Below are 14,762 nucleotides of genomic sequence, written 5' to 3'. Positions count from 1 at the left end.
CCCTGCCGCTGATGGTCGGCGTGGCCTGCCTCGCCCTGGCCGTGACCGGCTGCACCGACAACAGTCGCGCCGCCGAGGCCGGGCACGCACCCCAGGCCAGCACTGCGCCGAAGCCGACGTCGTCCCCTGCGCTCACCCCCGCGCAGGCACGCGAGGCCCTCGCCCGCTACTCAAAGACCAACAACCTCGCTCGCCTCAGCCAGGATCGCGCCCTTCTCGACAGCGTCGAGGGCGGACCCCGGTACGCAATGTCGCTGGCTGACATCCAGGAAGACGAGGCCCTGCCCGAGGCCGACCGGGAACCGTACCGACCGTGGTCGTACGACCTCTCGGCCACCGACCTGTACATCCCGCGGCTGAAGGACGGGCAGCAGCGATGGTTCGCCGCCGTCACCCGGGCCGGCAGTCTGCAGCAGTACGCCCGCGTCCTGATCATGGCGCAGAGCACCCAGTCCAAGCAGTGGGAGATGGTCGCCACCATCGACCTCGACGATCCCGAGCAGCTTCCGCAGATCGCGCTCGACAAGGACGGGTACGCCACGGCGGTGGACGCCACCTCGTCATCCCTGGCCGCGCCAGTCGGCGTGCTGCGCTCCGCCGTGACCGACAACTACGCCACCGGAGGCGAGCAGACCGGGAAGAAGGTCCTCACCCCGTCGGAAGCCTCCCGACGCCAGATCAAGATGCACGACGAAACGCAGGGAAAGTTCGGCCCACGAGGCACCACCCGCTTCGCTGCCGCCGACCCGCAGTTCGCCGACGCGTACGCGCTGAAGACCACCGCGGGGGCACTCGTGGTCTTCTCCCACACCCACACCCAGCACGACGCGGTGAGCGCACCGGGCCTGGGGATCGTGCCGGAGAAGCAGGACCGGGCCTGGCTCGGCACCACCCCCGGCCCCGCCTTCACCTACACCTTCACCTGCTCGGACATCGCCGCCGTCCCGAACGTGCCCGAGCCCTCCAGCCTGCTGGGCTACGGCTGCCGCCGCACCGACGCCAAGGCTGCCGGCCCCAGCACCTCCGTCTAGAAAGACCCATGCCCCAGAACCCCGACTTCGAGCTGTACGACAACGTCGGCCGCGTCGCCGAGCAGATCGCCGCCGCCCGCTACGGCATCGCCACCCGCGGTGACCTGCTCCGGTGGGCGAGGCGGGACGCCAAGCCGTTCCTGGCCGAGCATCCCTTGCCGGACAAACCCGTGCCGAGCCCTGACCTCGCCCCGTATCTGGCCGCACTCGCCGCAGCACAGAGCCACGCCGAGGTCAGCGCCGTCACCCAGCACCTTCTGGATGCCGCCGAGCCCGCACTCCGGGCGGTGAGCGAGTACCTCTACGCCGCCGCCCAGTGGCGCGGTCAGCACCGCGGCGCGGCGAAGGGCTCGCCGCCCAAACTGCTGATGGAAGCAGCCAGCCGCAGCCTGTCCGTGGCTGCCCTCGCGGACCAAGCCGATCTGACAACCCTGCGCGCCACATACGATCCGGCGCCGGCGCCGCATCGGCCGGATCGAGCACCGACCGCGACCGGGCTTCCCCCGCGCCCACCGCACGCCCCGCCCGCCGGACCGGCACCCGGCCGGTAACCGTCCACCCCCTTCGGAGGCCCTCTCTGTCGACCCGTTCCTTCATCGCCCGCCCCACCCCCACCGGCTACAAAGGGATCCACGTCCAGCACGACGGTGTCCCCAGCCACCACCTGCCTCTGCTCCTGGCCGCCTACCAGCACAGGTTCGGACGCGACCTGGAAGCCCTCTCCCGTCACCTCATCGACGACGTCGCCGTCGGCTGGCAGGAGCTGGGCACGGACCTCCTCGACGGCGCCCCGCCCTCGCTCATCACCGCGCTGATCGGCACAGAGCAGTGGCCCAGCCGCACGCTGGACCACCTGATCACTCCGGACGGCTCCCCACCGGTGCGCATGACGGTCACCGACCAGACCGCCGACGCGCAGGACATGGACTGGGGCTACGTCCTGCACCGGCAGGGCATCGAGGTGATCAGCCTGCTCCACGAGAACATCGGCCCGGTCGTGGACTGGTCCACCCACCCACACACCCCCTTCAACGACCACCCCGGAGCCTGGTCCTCCCTCGCACCCCCACCGGGCATCCAGCCCATACGCCGCACCCGGTCCCCAAGCGCTCCCGCCCCGGCCCCAGCAAATGCCAGAGCCACACGCCCCGACACGGCCACTGCCCCCCACCCTCGCCCCCGGAGTCAGCCCTCTCCCGCTCCCCGACGCTGACCTGCTCCACCAACGACCATGTGAGGAGAACTCCACCCTCTTGGAACCTGGCACCCACTTCGTCTTCGGTACCCGCAAGGAACACGGCTTCGTCGCCTCTTTCACCCCCTCCATCTCTCCGCACCTCGCCCACTGGTTCCTGCTCCGCGAGCAGTTCGAACCCGTACCCGACGAACCTGGGCTGTTCCGGCTCAGCGAACCCGAGCGCGAGGGCATCCGCCGCACCCGGCAGGCCGTGCACGACCTGCGCAGCCAGGGATACACCGTGCAGGCCGACATCCCTCTCGACCCCGCCGCCTCTGCCGACCCACCACGGCCCGCCCCGTCGAACGGCCTTATGGATCGCCGCAGCCGTCTTGCACAGGCCGCCGCCGGCCGGACGACGCAAAGGGGTACCGCGCCCGCCACCTCGCCACCGTCGGCCCGGCCGATCCCACCGAAGCCCTCCTACGCACCGACGGTCCACCTGACGGCTTCGGGCGGGGGGCGGTCCCGATGACATCCGTGAACGGCCCCACCCCTCGGCCCTCGGCGGCCGACCTCGCGCACCGGGCACGCGACTTCCGGCTGCGGATGTCCGTCATCGACTGTGAGACCGAGACCGGGCTCGACGCCACACGCGACCGCCACGGGCGAACCGTCCACGCAGGCGCCGCCGCAGCCGCCCTGGCGCGCCGTGACCAGGCGGCCGTGGAGGCATACGCCAAGCACCTGGCCCCGTACGCCGACGCACTGCTCGGTTCCGCTCGCCGGGCGCTGGACGAACTGCCGCCCGCCCGGCACCTCACCGGATGGCGGACCGTGCTGGACGGCCTCGCCGCCTCCACTGCCGAGATCCGCCGGGCCCTCGACCAACCCGCCACCCCCGGCTCGGCAGCCGAACGCGCGCAGCATGCCGCGTTGTGGCCCCTCCTCGCCACCTGGGCAGATCACGGATATATCGCCAGCAATCTCGCCGACCAGCACCAGCGGCCCCACCACACGACTCCGCTGAGCGGCGAGGAACAGCACGCGTGGACCGAGCGGGCGCAGGCGGCGCAGCGGCGCGGGGAGCTGGAGCTGACCGAGTCGTGGCACGCCGCTGACGGGCAGCCGATCACCCTCGCGTACCTGGTCGAGGACGACGACTCGACGGTGGTCGCCCTGCGAGGTGACCCGGACGCACCGGGCTGGCAGGTGATCGGCCACCACGTTCACGACTGCGAGGCCGGGCAGGCGCTGCCCGCCGCGGTCCCGCCCGGTGTGCTGCGCGCGGACGTCTCCCGGTTCAACCGCCCGGCACCCGCCCCCGAGGTCTCGCTGCAGGAACTCATCCGGGACGTCATCGAGGCCCAGACCGCCGGGGACGCGTCCAACGCGCTACTCACCGCCACCCAGCGCGGGTACAACGCGGGTCCGATGATCCGTCTCCAGGAACTCGTGGAGACCACAGGCCAGTTCGCTTCTGCGCTGGAGACCGTGCAGGGCCGGCAGATCGCTGTCCGGCTCGCCGCGCTCGGCCGGCAACTCGACTTCCTCACCCGTGAAGTGCACGAGGCAGCCGAGGACCTCGGCGCGACCGTGGCCGTCCTGCCGCCGCACCGCACCCCCGTGCTGCGGGCCCGCCCACGCCCCGCCCCAGGGACGACACTTCCGGCCGCGCCACCGCAGCGCACCACGCCGGCCACGCGCCGCCCGTAGCCACCCCCGCATCCAGCCGGAGACACCCTGACTGCCGCCACCGCCCACATCACCTTGTACCTGAGCCCAGAGGACGGGCTCGTCGCCCTGCCCCACGGCCCCGGCGCCGACTGGGCCCGCACCGCACTGGACCTCTCCGCCTTCGAGGAGAACCACGAGGGCATCCACGTCCTGGCGCTGAACACCCCGGCCACGGCGCAGAACTCGATCGACACCCTGTACCGCAATGCCCGGCACTTCGGAATTACCGTCGACATCACGCGCCGGCCCTTCATCGGCGACGCCGCCCGCCGTATCGCCCAGGCACTCGGCGGGACGTGGGCGGTGGAGATCGGCAACCTCCAGCTACCCGAGTCCGACGCACGCCAGCGCTTGCGCTGGGCATGGTCCGCACCTGACGGCTCGCTGTCCTACACCGTTAGGGCCTACGGCGCACAGATGTCGGCCGCGGCGTTCCTCGCCCATGAGGACGGGCGGGAACTGATAGTGGCCGAGCGGCCGTGGGACAAGCAGCTCCTCGTCGGCGCCCTCGCTCCCCATACCGACTTCCCCTCCCTGGGCATCCAGCCTCCGGCCAGCATCGTCGCCCTCACCGAGCAAACAGCGATGAAGAAAATCACCCGCACCCTGTTGCCCTCCTACGACCGGGCCCTGGCCGACGCCCATCTGCTGATGCTCGACGCCACCCTGGCTCAGGTGCGGGAAGCCCGTGACAGTGCGGAGCATGCCGACCTGATGCCTCTGGCATCCGCTCTCCGCCAGCACGCGCCGTACCTGATCCGGCACATGCGCAGCACACTGCCCGGACCTCTGGCCGCGCAGTCGGCCGCCGTCCTCGACCGTGCCGAGAAAACGTTCACCCTCGCGCCGCCTCCGGAGGACCAGGCCGCCAGTGAGCTACTCGACCAGTGGCTGGAGCACGGCACGCGCCTGACCGAGATGACCCGTTCGCTCGATCACGGCCTCATCGACCGGCCCGCACCCGCCGCCCAGCCCGGGCTGCCCCAGCCTCCGAGCGGGCCCGCCTCGCCTTCGCCCAACACCCCACCGCTTTCCCGCCACCACCGATAGGAGATCCGCCTTGCCCGATGCACCAGCGGAATCGTTCACGCCGATCCGGCACATCATCACCGGCGAGATCACCACCACCGGCTACAACGCCGCCGCCCGGCGGATCCTGCTCCAGGACGGCTTCGAAGAGACACCAGGCTGCGCCTGCCGAGCGACGGAACCCGGTGCGGAGCGGACGCACGGGCCTGCTCGGCAGCCAACGAGCTGCACGTCGCCGACCCCCTGCGCCTGGACCGAGCCCTCGGTCGGCCGGTGAGCGCCGACGGTACGCCCCGGTTGGCCCGGTCGCCGATGTCGGCACCGTCCCTGATCCGCTCCGAGAGCGGCCAGCCTCTCCGGCCCATCGCCAACCCCGACCGTATCCGCGCCTGTTGAAGGGGCCTCGTTTTGACCACACCCGGAACGCCCACGAGTCCAGCGCGCACCAAGGGCGGCGAACTACGGGCCAAGGTGGCCCGACTGCTGGCCGACCGGCCGGCGGACGCGCTCACCATCGGGGACATGGCCAGGCAGCTGGGCCACTCCCACGGCGCCGTCCGCAACGCGACCCTCACCCTGGTGCGACGCGGCGAGGCCGACCAAAGCGGAACCGGACAACCGGAGTTCCGCGCGAACGCGAAAACCGCCGCAGCAGCGCAGACCGCTGTGATCAGCCCACCCGGCACCCACGCTCCCCGCGCCCAGGCGGCCACAGCCCGCACGACCATTACCGCAGCAGCCACGCCCCGGCAGACCGGCCCGATCCGCCGCGCCGGGGGCCAGCTCTACCACCCGAGGGAGCTGGCCGATCTGCCCGATGTCGAGGCGTTGAACCGCCTGCGCGACGCCGACGTGCCGGTGCTGCTCTACGGCCCTCCGGGCACCGGCAAGACGAGCCTGGTCGAGGCGGCGTTCCCGGACCTGCTCACCGTCGCCGGCGACGGCGACACCACGGTCGGCGACCTGATCGGCGAGTACACCCAAGCCGACAGCGGAGGCTACGTCTTCCAGTACGGTCCGCTGGTCACCGCGATGACCGAGGGCCGCGCCCTGCTGATCGACGATGCCACCCTGATCTCACCGAAGGTCCTGGCGGCACTGTATCCCGCGATGGACGGGCGCAGGCAGATCCAGGTCAAGGCCCACAAGGGCGAGACGATCAAGGCCGAGAAGGGCTTCTACGTGGTGGCGGGCCACAATCCCGGCGTCCACGGTGCGGTTCTGACGGAGGCGCTGTCGTCCCGGTTCAGCGTGCAGATCCAGATCGGCACGGACTACGACCTCGCCAAGGCGCTGAAGATCGATGCCCGGGTCGTCCGGGTCGCCCGGAACCTCGCCCACCAGGTCGAACTCGGCGAGCTGGGCTGGGCCCCCCAACTGCGAGAGCTGCTGAGCTACCAGAAGACTGAGGCCGTCCTCGGCACCAATGCCGCGCTGGCGAACCTGGTCGGCATCGCTCCTGTGGAGGACCGCGACATCGTCGCCGACGCCGTCATCAAGGCTGTCGGCGTCAAGAAGATCGCGCCCCTCACCCTCGGCAAGCAGCTCCCGGCATCGGCTGTCCGGCAGCCCCCGGGCAGCACCGTCTCCGCGCACCGGGGCCGCTCGCGATGAGCGCCCACCACCACGTCCAGTCCCCCGCCACCACGCCGGATGACGACGCCGACCTCGCGCGATGGGACGACGACGGCGCCCCGCCCGCGCAACCCCGTTCCTCCCCGGCCGCCTGGCTGCGCGTGGGAGCCGAACTCGGCGACCGGCTGGTCGCCCTCTCCGGCCGCCAGGACCTCCTCGTCACCTGCCGCCCCGGCACGCGCAGCGGCGCACCGGCCGCGTTCTTCCCCACTCTGGGTGAAGTCGAGATCGATGCCCGTCTGTTCGCCCCGCTGAAGCCCCACGAGATCCATCCGCGGATCGTGGGCGACGAGGAGCGGTATCCCGCCGCCTGGGGCGTGTTCGTCCACGAGGCCGCGCACGCGGCCCACTCGATCTGGACGCAGCCTGCCGGAGCGGACCCCCGCGTCGTGGAGGCCGCGCTGCTGCTGGAGGAGAGCCGTGTCGAAGGCGCGCACCTGGTCACGCGGCCCACGGACCGCACGTACCTGCGCACCAGTGCCCGAACCCTGGTCATGCCCGACATCGCCCATCCCACCCTCCAGGGCATCGAGCACGCCGCCGGCGTGGCGGCCCTGGTCCTCGGCCGCCGTGACGTCGGCATCCTGGACGCCGGCGAGACCCGGGCCGTAGCGGATCTGTGCGAAAAGGTGCTGGGAGCAGACCTGCTGGCCACACTCACCCGCATCTGGACCGCAGCCCACCAGTGCGCCGACCACGACGCCACGACCATGCTCACGCACGGTCAAGAATGGTGCGACGCTCTGGACACGGCGGCCCCCGCTCTGCCCGTGCCGGAGAACCTCACCGATCTGCTGTCCGGCGCCGTGGGGGTCGTCATGGACAGCACGGCCGCCACCGACGCCGCCGACCTCGCGGCCCAGGACGCAGCGGCCAACGCTATGGCGTCGCGGTCCAAGTCGCAGGCACAGGACCGCGCCCAGCGGGCCGGCCAGCGACGCAAAGCCGCCGCCACCGCCAAGTCGGTCTTCAACACCCGTGGCACCACCGTCAACCCCGACGGCACACCGGCGCCCCGCAGCAACCCGGTCACCGGCACCCGCAGGCCCACCGCCGCCGAGCAGAGTGCCGCCGCGCGCCTGAGCCGCGCCCTGCGTGCCGCCGCCTACCGCGAGCGGACCGAGGAGCGGACCACCAGCCCCACACCGCCCGGCCGCCTCAACATGCGCGCGGCCCTCGCCCGCGACGCTCAGCGCGCGGCCGGGTCGGTCCCCACCGCGGAACCGTTCACCCACACCCGCCGCCGGAACTCCCCCACCCCACCGCTGCGTGTGGGTATCGCCGTCGACGTGTCCGGCTCCATGCGTGCCGCCTGCGCGCCCGTCGCGTCCGCTGCCTGGATCGTGGCACGCGCAGCAGCCCTGACCGACCCCGACTCCCTTACCGCCACCATCGCCTACGACCAGCACCTGACCGCGTTGACCCGACCCACCCACCGGGCACCGGAGCGCGTGACGACGTTCGATGCCACCGGCGGCCACCACAACCTCGGCGACGCCATCGACGCACTCGACCACGGCCTCGAACTCAGCCGCCCCGGCGCCGGCCGCCTCCTCGTGATCGTCACCGACGCCCGGTACGTCAGCGACGAAACCGCTCAAGCCGTCACCCGCGTAAAGCAGCTCACGACCGCCGGCTGCGCCGTACTCCAGCTCACCCTCACCGCGGAGTCCCGCCACTTGCCGGGGACCACCTTGCTGCACCTGCCGCGGCCCTCCAGCGCTCCCGCCGCCATCGCCACGGCCGCCACGGACGCCATCCGCAGGACACGCTGAGACAACACAGAAGGCGGAAGCGTCCCCGAGACCACCGCCGAGCGCTCCGGACCACCTCCGTCCGCCGCATGAATCGTGCGCCTGATGCGCGACCCTCCACAACGACGCAGGCCACCACCCCAACCGCCAACGAGAGGCAGCGAATTGAAGCCCCAGACCAGCAGCCCGACCTCGAACGTAACGCCCATCAAGCGGAATTCTCCGGGGGTCCCTACGCAGTGGACTGTCGAGCACGCGTGCTCCCACCAGACCGTCCATGACCTGTCCGACCGTCCCGCCGACAAGCGAGCCAGCTTCGCCCGCTGGCTCGCGGGGAAGGATTGCACCGACTGCTGGAAGGCGGCGCGCGACGCCGACACCGAGTCGAAGGAAGAGTGGCTCGCGGCCAAACGCGCCGCCGAGCAGGAGGCCGCCCTCGCATGGTCGAAGCAGTTCGACATGCCGCAGCTGGAAGGCCCGGAGAAGGCCCTGGACTGGGGTGAGCGCTCCCGCCACCAGCTGATGACAGCGGCACACACCGCGCTGGTCGTAGAGGGAGATTGGGACGAGGCGGACTGGGCGGAGCTGGAAGAGAAGGCCCGCGCCATCGCCCGTGCCGGATGGTGGATCGACCAGCGCGAAGCCGACGGCCCTGACCTGCTCGAACTCCTCGACGCGGCCACCGAGGCGGACTGCGGAACTCAGAACCCGTTCCGCTGATCGCGGCGCAACATAGCCGGGAAACGCCGGTTAGCCAAACCGGCGTTCCTCCGGACCATTGTTCCTCCCACCCAGCCACCGACCGTGTGGAAGGAACAGCATGTCCCAGCCACCGCCCACCTCAGCATTCGCGCCGACACCCGACCCGCTCACCCCCGACCGGGACATCACGCACCAGCACTTCCAGGCCGGCGACACCGTCGTCGTCCTCAAGGGCATAGCCGGCGGTGAACTGTGGGGCGACTCCATGCGCGTCGTCGCCCCTTCCTGGCACACCCCGACCGACGAAGACGGATGGCGACTGCGCGACGCAACCGGCGGAGCCCAGACCTACGTCACCGCCCACCCCCGCTACCTCGTGCACCTCTCACGCCGCTGCCCCGACTGCCTGATCTACCTGCGCGCCATGGAGGACGCGCTCCTGCCGCGGTACGGCGACCGCAACGAGCTGATCGACTGCGGCTGGTACACCATCACCGCCCTCGGCCAGCTCGTGCACATCGCGGACGTCCGGGGCGGCCGATGACTTCCCCCACGCGCCGCCCCGGTCGTCCCGACACGCTCCACAAGGCCAGGGCCCGAGCCGCCGCGAATCCGGTCGATTCTTCCTGGCCGCTGCGCCTGCCCGAAGACCTCCACGACATCCGGGCCGACTGGAAGGAATCCGCCGTGGTGTGCGCGGATACCGCCTGGACGGCACGCGCGGCCGGAGTTTGACACCGCCCCGTATCAGGTCAGTTAGCTGCCTCTTGGCTCTTCCGTCTCCCACGTCGGCGAGCGCATTCACGAAGCCAGCACCACCGAAAAGGCTGCGGAAGCCCTGATCGAGCTGACGGCCGCCCACGACGGGATCCTCGCTGCGTTGGGTGGAATCTTCACCGCCACCGCCGACTTCCACGACGGGCCGACCCTACCTCGCCAACGAGCATCTGCGCGTCATCCGCACCGTCCTCTCCGACACCCGCAACGCGCTCGCCGGCCGGCACGAACCACACCCTGGCCGCAGCATCTGCGCCGGGGATGTCCCCGCCGCAGAACGCGAGTGCTCTGCCGTGTGCGCCTGCCCGCCCTCGCCGCGTGCGCTACCGGCTCCGCCGCCCCCGGTGGCCGCCGGACTGCGCCGCTGACCCCCACCTCGCCCAAGGACACCATGCACGACCACGAAAACTCCGAGCGCCTCGCCTCCTACGCCGACGTCCTCGCCGGCGAACTCCCCGACACCTGGATCAGCTCCCCCGTCCCGGCCGACGCGAACAACAACCTCGCGGACCGGATCTGGGACCTGGACCTGGTCGCAGACCTTCTCGCCGAACACCCCCTCCAGCAGGCCGCCGTCCTGAGCCGCCCGGACGGCGCCCAGCTCGTCGTCCTCGACCGGCATGACGAGCTCAACGGGTTCCTCATCGCCGCAGTCGCCCCCCGCGCCCTGCCCGACGAGGCGTACCGCGCCGTGCCCGAACCCAACGGCATCGCCTTGACTGACGACCCGTTCCTTAGCGCCGAGCAGGTTGCCGGCGACCTGCTCCCCCGCTACGACACCGCGCTCGCCCAGGTGCGGCACAACGCCTTGGGGGGCATCCAGCCCTCCCAGGCTGACCGGGTCGTCCTGACCTGGCAGCCGGACGGCAGCGTCGCCACCGCACCGGTCGACGGCCGGGCCGGAGCGGTCCTCATCTCCAACGGCTTCGTCCAGGACCCGCAGAGCGGCATCTACAGCCTCAACAGCGACGATACGCAGGCGCAGGCTCGTGCCCTGCGTGAGATCGGCCCGCAGCTGGAGGCGATAGGTATCGGGACCGCCCTTCAGCATCCCGCAGGCCGGGCCGCACCCACGTCCGCCCCGGCCGCCGTGCCGCCAGTGCCCGCAGGAACCCGCGTGCCGGCGGCCCGAGGGCGATGAAGCAGGCAGACAGGGCCTGACTTCCGGGTGCGGGAGTACGTCACCATCACCAAGGATCCGCGCGCCGACCTGGTCCTCGCCATCGGCGGCACCGACACGGCGGCCGACATCCTCCAGCGAACCGACGGGTTCCTCTCCGCTGCCGCAGGGGCTTATGACGGCTTTCCCCACGGCCTGCCCGTCGAGCAGCAGCGGCTGAGGGCGACCACCGCCTCGCACTCCCTGCGGGCCGCTGGTCACAGTGTCCACCTCGATCCCGCGCGAACACGCTGTCCACCTCGCCCGGCTCGGCGAGCGGGTCGCCGCCGCTGAGAGCGGCAGCGAGGTGGCCGGGGTGCTGACGAGATCGCCACGCCGGTCAACGGGCTGCTGCCCCTCACCAGGGAAGTTGTCGTCCATGCACGTGATCCTCCACGCCCACAACCACGCCGCCTCCACTGCACAAACGGCGCCTCCACACCGCCGAGTCCCACCCGGCACCCGGCCTCCCGCCGCCGCTGCACCCGGCGCCAGCTCCCTCTCGCGCCGGGCCGCCGCGAAACCCGTAAACCCGGCTGGCCCCGGGGCCACCCCGCCCCGCTCGATTCCCGGAGAAACCCGTAGCCCGAACGCCCCCGCCCATCAGCCGCCGGCTCAAGCCCCGCCTCGCAACCGCTCTGTTCCGCCGCTACCTGCGCGCCTGCATCCTGGTCGGCTCCGACCGTGCCTCTCCCCTGGCCGGTGCTCGCCCAGAGGCCGTCCTCGCCGAGACGCAGCGCGTCGGACAGCGCCACCACCACTGACCGTCCACCGACCCGGAGGAGCATGTCCCACCCCGCCCCCTGCCCGGTAGAACTGGCCGACGACATCACCCGCCGGCTCGGCCAGCTCGCCGACCACCTTTCTCAGCTTCCCCCGCCCCAGGCCGCACGGGTCATCGCCCGCATTCTCGATCCGGATGCCGGAGTGCTCGGCGGCATGACCCACCTCGTCATCACCGGCGGTGTGTTCGCCAAGGATCAGGCCGAACGCGGTCTCTTGCCCCCGGAGGTGTGGCTCGCTCTGGGCCGCGCCTCGAACGAACTGCACGACATCGCCCTCGACCTGGACGAACACCAAGACACCTTGCGGCAGGTCGGCGCCCAGCCCTCCACTACCGCGGCTAAGCCTCCGGCCCCCGCACCGCTCGTGGTTCGGCGGCGCCGGTGAAGAAGAGGAAGCAGTGGTCCGGCTGGGGTCCGGGTGAGCAGGCCGAGCAGCATTACCTGGTCCAGCCCCGGGCCCTGGCCGGCGGCGGGGACGTCCGGCACGTCTCGGAGTTCCTGCGCGCCTCGGGGTGGCGGGACAAGTCCAAGACAGGCGGCCCTCTGCACATGGAGAGCCCGGACCGCACCCTTCGTGTCGCCTACGACCCTTACGTCCTGCCCGGTGGGTGGACCATCCACGGCAGGGCGGACGGGGCGAACGGGGAGTGGGCGGCTCACCTGGGCCGGCAGACGCCGGTGGAGATCGTCGCCGGTCTGACCGACGCGCTCACCTGTCCCCGCTCCGCGCACGCCCCCAACGTCTGGGCGCCTTTGAAGGAGCAGGAGTGGGACATGGGTTTCCGGGGCGAGCACTACATGGCCACCAGCCCTGACGGCACCGCGTGGATGCAGTACCACCACAGCCCCGACGGCTCGGCAATGTGGTGGACCGGGGCGAAGGACCAGCAGGGCAACGGCTGGACTGCCACGTTCACGCCGAACACGCCGATGCACCTGGTGCAAGCCTTCTCGGCCGAACTCGCCGGGCCCGATCCCGTGATGCGCCCGCGCGGACGCGTCCCCATGAGCGCGCAGATCCGTACCTGGTCGGTCTCCGTCAAGCCCTCCCAGCTCAGTGCGTGGCAGCAGGCCCGAATCACAGCCGCCCGCGCCGCCACCTGGGCCCGCAACAGCGCGCAGAGCACCCGGCCCCAAACCAACACCCGTCCGTACACCTCGGCCGGCGGCGCCCGGACCCGCCGCTGACCCGCCTCCCCGTTCGAAGGAGCCCGATGCCCGCACCCACCCCGGACACCATCCGCACCCTGACCGAAACGCTCGCCGACCTTACCGACTACCTGCGCGATGACCCCGACCTCGAGCAAGCCCTCGCGCTCGTCGAGCCGCTTCTCGACGAGTACACCGGCATCCCTGTCCAGCTCGCCGACGTCCTGCGCGCCCTGGCCCGCACGGTACAGACCCGCCCCGACGACTCGCGCACCGCCGAAACCGCCCTCCTGGTGGCAGAGTTGCGGACCGCCGCCTTGGAGCAGTCCGACCAGCACACCCTCCACTACATCGTCGATGACCTGCGCTCCCTGAACGAGGCGTACGACAGCGAGCAGGGGTGCAGCTGGTGCCGGTGAGTGAGCGGCAGCTCGCCGCCTTCGCCCACAGGCACGCCACCCAGTTTCCGTTCGACACCAGCCCGCGTCACCTGGCCGGCCCCGGGGACGCCCGCCACGTCACCCACGGCCTCGCCGCCGCCGGATGGAACTGCACGACCGACCCGCTCAGCCCCGAGATCGTGCTGCGCAGCCCGGATCATCGCTACAGCATGCAGTTCGATCCGCAGTCCGCCACCTCCGCATGGTGGCGGTTGCAGGCCGAACCCACCCGCACCGAGCGGGGCTGGTACGCAGAGTTCGGCGAACTCGTCCCCGCCGAAATCCTGGGCCGTCTCACCGACGCACTCATCGCCCCGACACCCACCGAGCACGCCGACCCGTTCCAGGCTTTGGAGTCGGCGGGATGGGCTCTCGAATCAGAGACCACAGCCCACTCCCCCGACGGAATGTGCCACGTACACCGGCCAACGGACGAAGGCGTATGGAGGTCGTCCTGGCGCGTCGAGACCTGCCAGCCCGGGTTCGAAACGCCGATGGGGCCCCGAATCTGGCACGCCTTCGTCGACGAGTCCATGCCCGAACACCTCGTCTGCGCCTTCGCCGCCGCGCTCGCCGACCCCGCCCCGCTCCAGCGCGCCATGTACGACCGGACCGCCCACTACAGCGCCGTACAAAGCCGGAGTCCGCTCACGCCCGAGGACGTCGTCGCAGCCCACAGCACCCGGCTCGACGCCATCCGAGCACAGGCCCGCGCCGCCCGCCGACAGCAGCGGACCCAGCCCGCAGTCACCCCAGCCACGGCCCAGGCCGTCCGCCCGGCCGTTCGCCGCTGATCCCGACAGGACCCTCACCATCTCCGCCGACCACACCGCACACCGCAAGCTCCTCCGTCACCTCGACCGCTACCTGAGCGACAGCAAGAAGATCCTCGACGCGTGGGACATCTACTCCGACGAACACACCGACCTCGACGGCTGGCCCCACGACGACCACGCCTACGGCATGCGCGCCAGCCAGCGCGACGCCGACACCGCCGAAGCGTTCGAGGACCTCCGCGACGGCGCCCGCCACCTGCTGGCCACAGCCGAAGTGCAGCTCGGAAATCTCCCCGCCACCGCGGTGCAGAACCGCTGGGTCTACCAACTGGGCGTCCTGCAGACCGCCCTCGACCGGCTCGACGAACTGCACGAGCAGTGGCTGGAAACCCGCGACAGCCTCCCCGCCAACGCCAAGCCCGGAACCCCTATCTTCGATGACGCACTCGCCGAGCACCACGCCGAATCGTGGAGCTACCTCGACGACTGGGCCTCTCACAGCCAGGCCCTGCGCGAGATCAACTCCGCCGCCCGGAACGCCCCCTCTCCCCTGGCCCCGCCCCCGACCACGGTCCCCGCACCTGGCCGGCGGACCCCCGTGCGGAGGTGAA

General features: G+C 71.4%; 17 protein-coding genes. All 17 read left to right on the top strand.

Features of this window, described 5'->3' with window-relative positions; translation table 11 throughout:
* Positions 1-11 precede the first annotated feature (11 nt).
* Complete coding sequence (locus tag Q0994_RS12700) at positions 12-1,031, top strand: hypothetical protein (RefSeq protein ID WP_299532958.1); 1,020 nt, start codon at positions 12-14, stop codon at positions 1,029-1,031.
* An 8-nt stretch (positions 1,032-1,039) separates the two neighbouring features.
* Positions 1,040-1,582 (top strand): hypothetical protein, encoded by a 543-nt coding sequence (locus Q0994_RS12695; RefSeq protein WP_299532955.1) that lies wholly within the window; start codon positions 1,040-1,042, stop codon positions 1,580-1,582.
* 335 nt (positions 1,583-1,917) lie between these two features.
* A complete protein-coding gene (locus Q0994_RS34160) occupies positions 1,918-2,244 on the top strand; it encodes a hypothetical protein (protein ID WP_363325548.1) in 327 nt (108 codons plus the stop codon).
* 40 nt (positions 2,245-2,284) lie between these two features.
* Positions 2,285-2,743 carry a hypothetical protein gene (locus Q0994_RS12685; RefSeq protein WP_299532952.1) on the top strand — a complete coding sequence of 153 codons (459 nt, stop codon included), beginning with the start codon at positions 2,285-2,287 and terminating at the stop codon, positions 2,741-2,743.
* On the top strand, positions 2,740-3,924 hold the full coding sequence (locus Q0994_RS12680) for a hypothetical protein (RefSeq protein ID WP_299532950.1): 1,185 nt from the start codon (positions 2,740-2,742) through the stop codon (positions 3,922-3,924). The genes Q0994_RS12685 and Q0994_RS12680 overlap by 4 nt, the downstream gene beginning before the upstream one ends.
* Positions 3,925-3,978: 54 nt before the next feature.
* On the top strand, positions 3,979-4,995 hold the full coding sequence (locus Q0994_RS12675) for a hypothetical protein (RefSeq protein ID WP_299532948.1): 1,017 nt from the start codon (positions 3,979-3,981) through the stop codon (positions 4,993-4,995).
* Positions 4,996-5,005: 10 nt separating this feature from the next.
* Positions 5,006-5,251: a hypothetical protein gene (locus tag Q0994_RS12670; RefSeq protein ID WP_187355703.1), complete on the top strand. Its 246-nt coding sequence runs from the start codon at positions 5,006-5,008 to the stop codon at positions 5,249-5,251.
* Between the two features lie 194 nt (positions 5,252-5,445).
* On the top strand, positions 5,446-6,588 hold the full coding sequence (locus Q0994_RS12665; RefSeq protein ID WP_299533079.1) for an AAA family ATPase: 1,143 nt from the start codon (positions 5,446-5,448) through the stop codon (positions 6,586-6,588).
* Positions 6,585-8,384 carry a hypothetical protein gene (locus tag Q0994_RS12660; protein ID WP_299532943.1) on the top strand — a complete coding sequence of 600 codons (1,800 nt, stop codon included), beginning with the start codon at positions 6,585-6,587 and terminating at the stop codon, positions 8,382-8,384. Before Q0994_RS12665 ends, Q0994_RS12660 begins: the two co-directional genes overlap by 4 nt.
* 261 nt (positions 8,385-8,645) lie before the next feature.
* Positions 8,646-9,083 carry a hypothetical protein gene (locus Q0994_RS12655; RefSeq protein WP_299533077.1) on the top strand — a complete coding sequence of 146 codons (438 nt, stop codon included), beginning with the start codon at positions 8,646-8,648 and terminating at the stop codon, positions 9,081-9,083.
* A 100-nt stretch (positions 9,084-9,183) separates the two neighbouring features.
* Positions 9,184-9,609 carry a hypothetical protein gene (locus tag Q0994_RS12650; RefSeq protein WP_299532940.1) on the top strand — a complete coding sequence of 142 codons (426 nt, stop codon included), beginning with the start codon at positions 9,184-9,186 and terminating at the stop codon, positions 9,607-9,609.
* Between the two features lie 624 nt (positions 9,610-10,233).
* Positions 10,234-10,983 (top strand): hypothetical protein, encoded by a 750-nt coding sequence (locus Q0994_RS12645; protein WP_299532937.1) that lies wholly within the window; start codon positions 10,234-10,236, stop codon positions 10,981-10,983.
* Positions 10,984-11,787: 804 nt separating this feature from the next.
* Positions 11,788-12,171, top strand: a complete 384-nt coding sequence (locus tag Q0994_RS12640; protein WP_299532935.1) for a hypothetical protein — start codon at positions 11,788-11,790, stop codon at positions 12,169-12,171.
* Positions 12,168-12,974: a DUF317 domain-containing protein gene (locus tag Q0994_RS12635; protein ID WP_299532932.1), complete on the top strand. Its 807-nt coding sequence runs from the start codon at positions 12,168-12,170 to the stop codon at positions 12,972-12,974. Before Q0994_RS12640 ends, Q0994_RS12635 begins: the two co-directional genes overlap by 4 nt.
* 26 nt (positions 12,975-13,000) lie before the next feature.
* Positions 13,001-13,354: a hypothetical protein gene (locus Q0994_RS12630; protein ID WP_299532930.1), complete on the top strand. Its 354-nt coding sequence runs from the start codon at positions 13,001-13,003 to the stop codon at positions 13,352-13,354.
* Positions 13,351-14,169 (top strand): DUF317 domain-containing protein, encoded by an 819-nt coding sequence (locus Q0994_RS12625; RefSeq protein ID WP_363325547.1) that lies wholly within the window; start codon positions 13,351-13,353, stop codon positions 14,167-14,169. Before Q0994_RS12630 ends, Q0994_RS12625 begins: the two co-directional genes overlap by 4 nt.
* Before the next feature lie 169 nt (positions 14,170-14,338).
* Positions 14,339-14,761, top strand: a complete 423-nt coding sequence (locus tag Q0994_RS12620; protein ID WP_299532926.1) for a hypothetical protein — start codon at positions 14,339-14,341, stop codon at positions 14,759-14,761.
* Position 14,762 lies beyond the last annotated feature (1 nt).

The organism is uncultured Streptomyces sp., assembly GCF_947488945.1.
GTDB lineage: Bacteria > Actinomycetota > Actinomycetes > Streptomycetales > Streptomycetaceae > Streptomyces.
The sequence above is the reverse complement of the archived record's forward strand: the minus strand, read 5'-3'. Positions and strand labels throughout refer to the sequence as shown.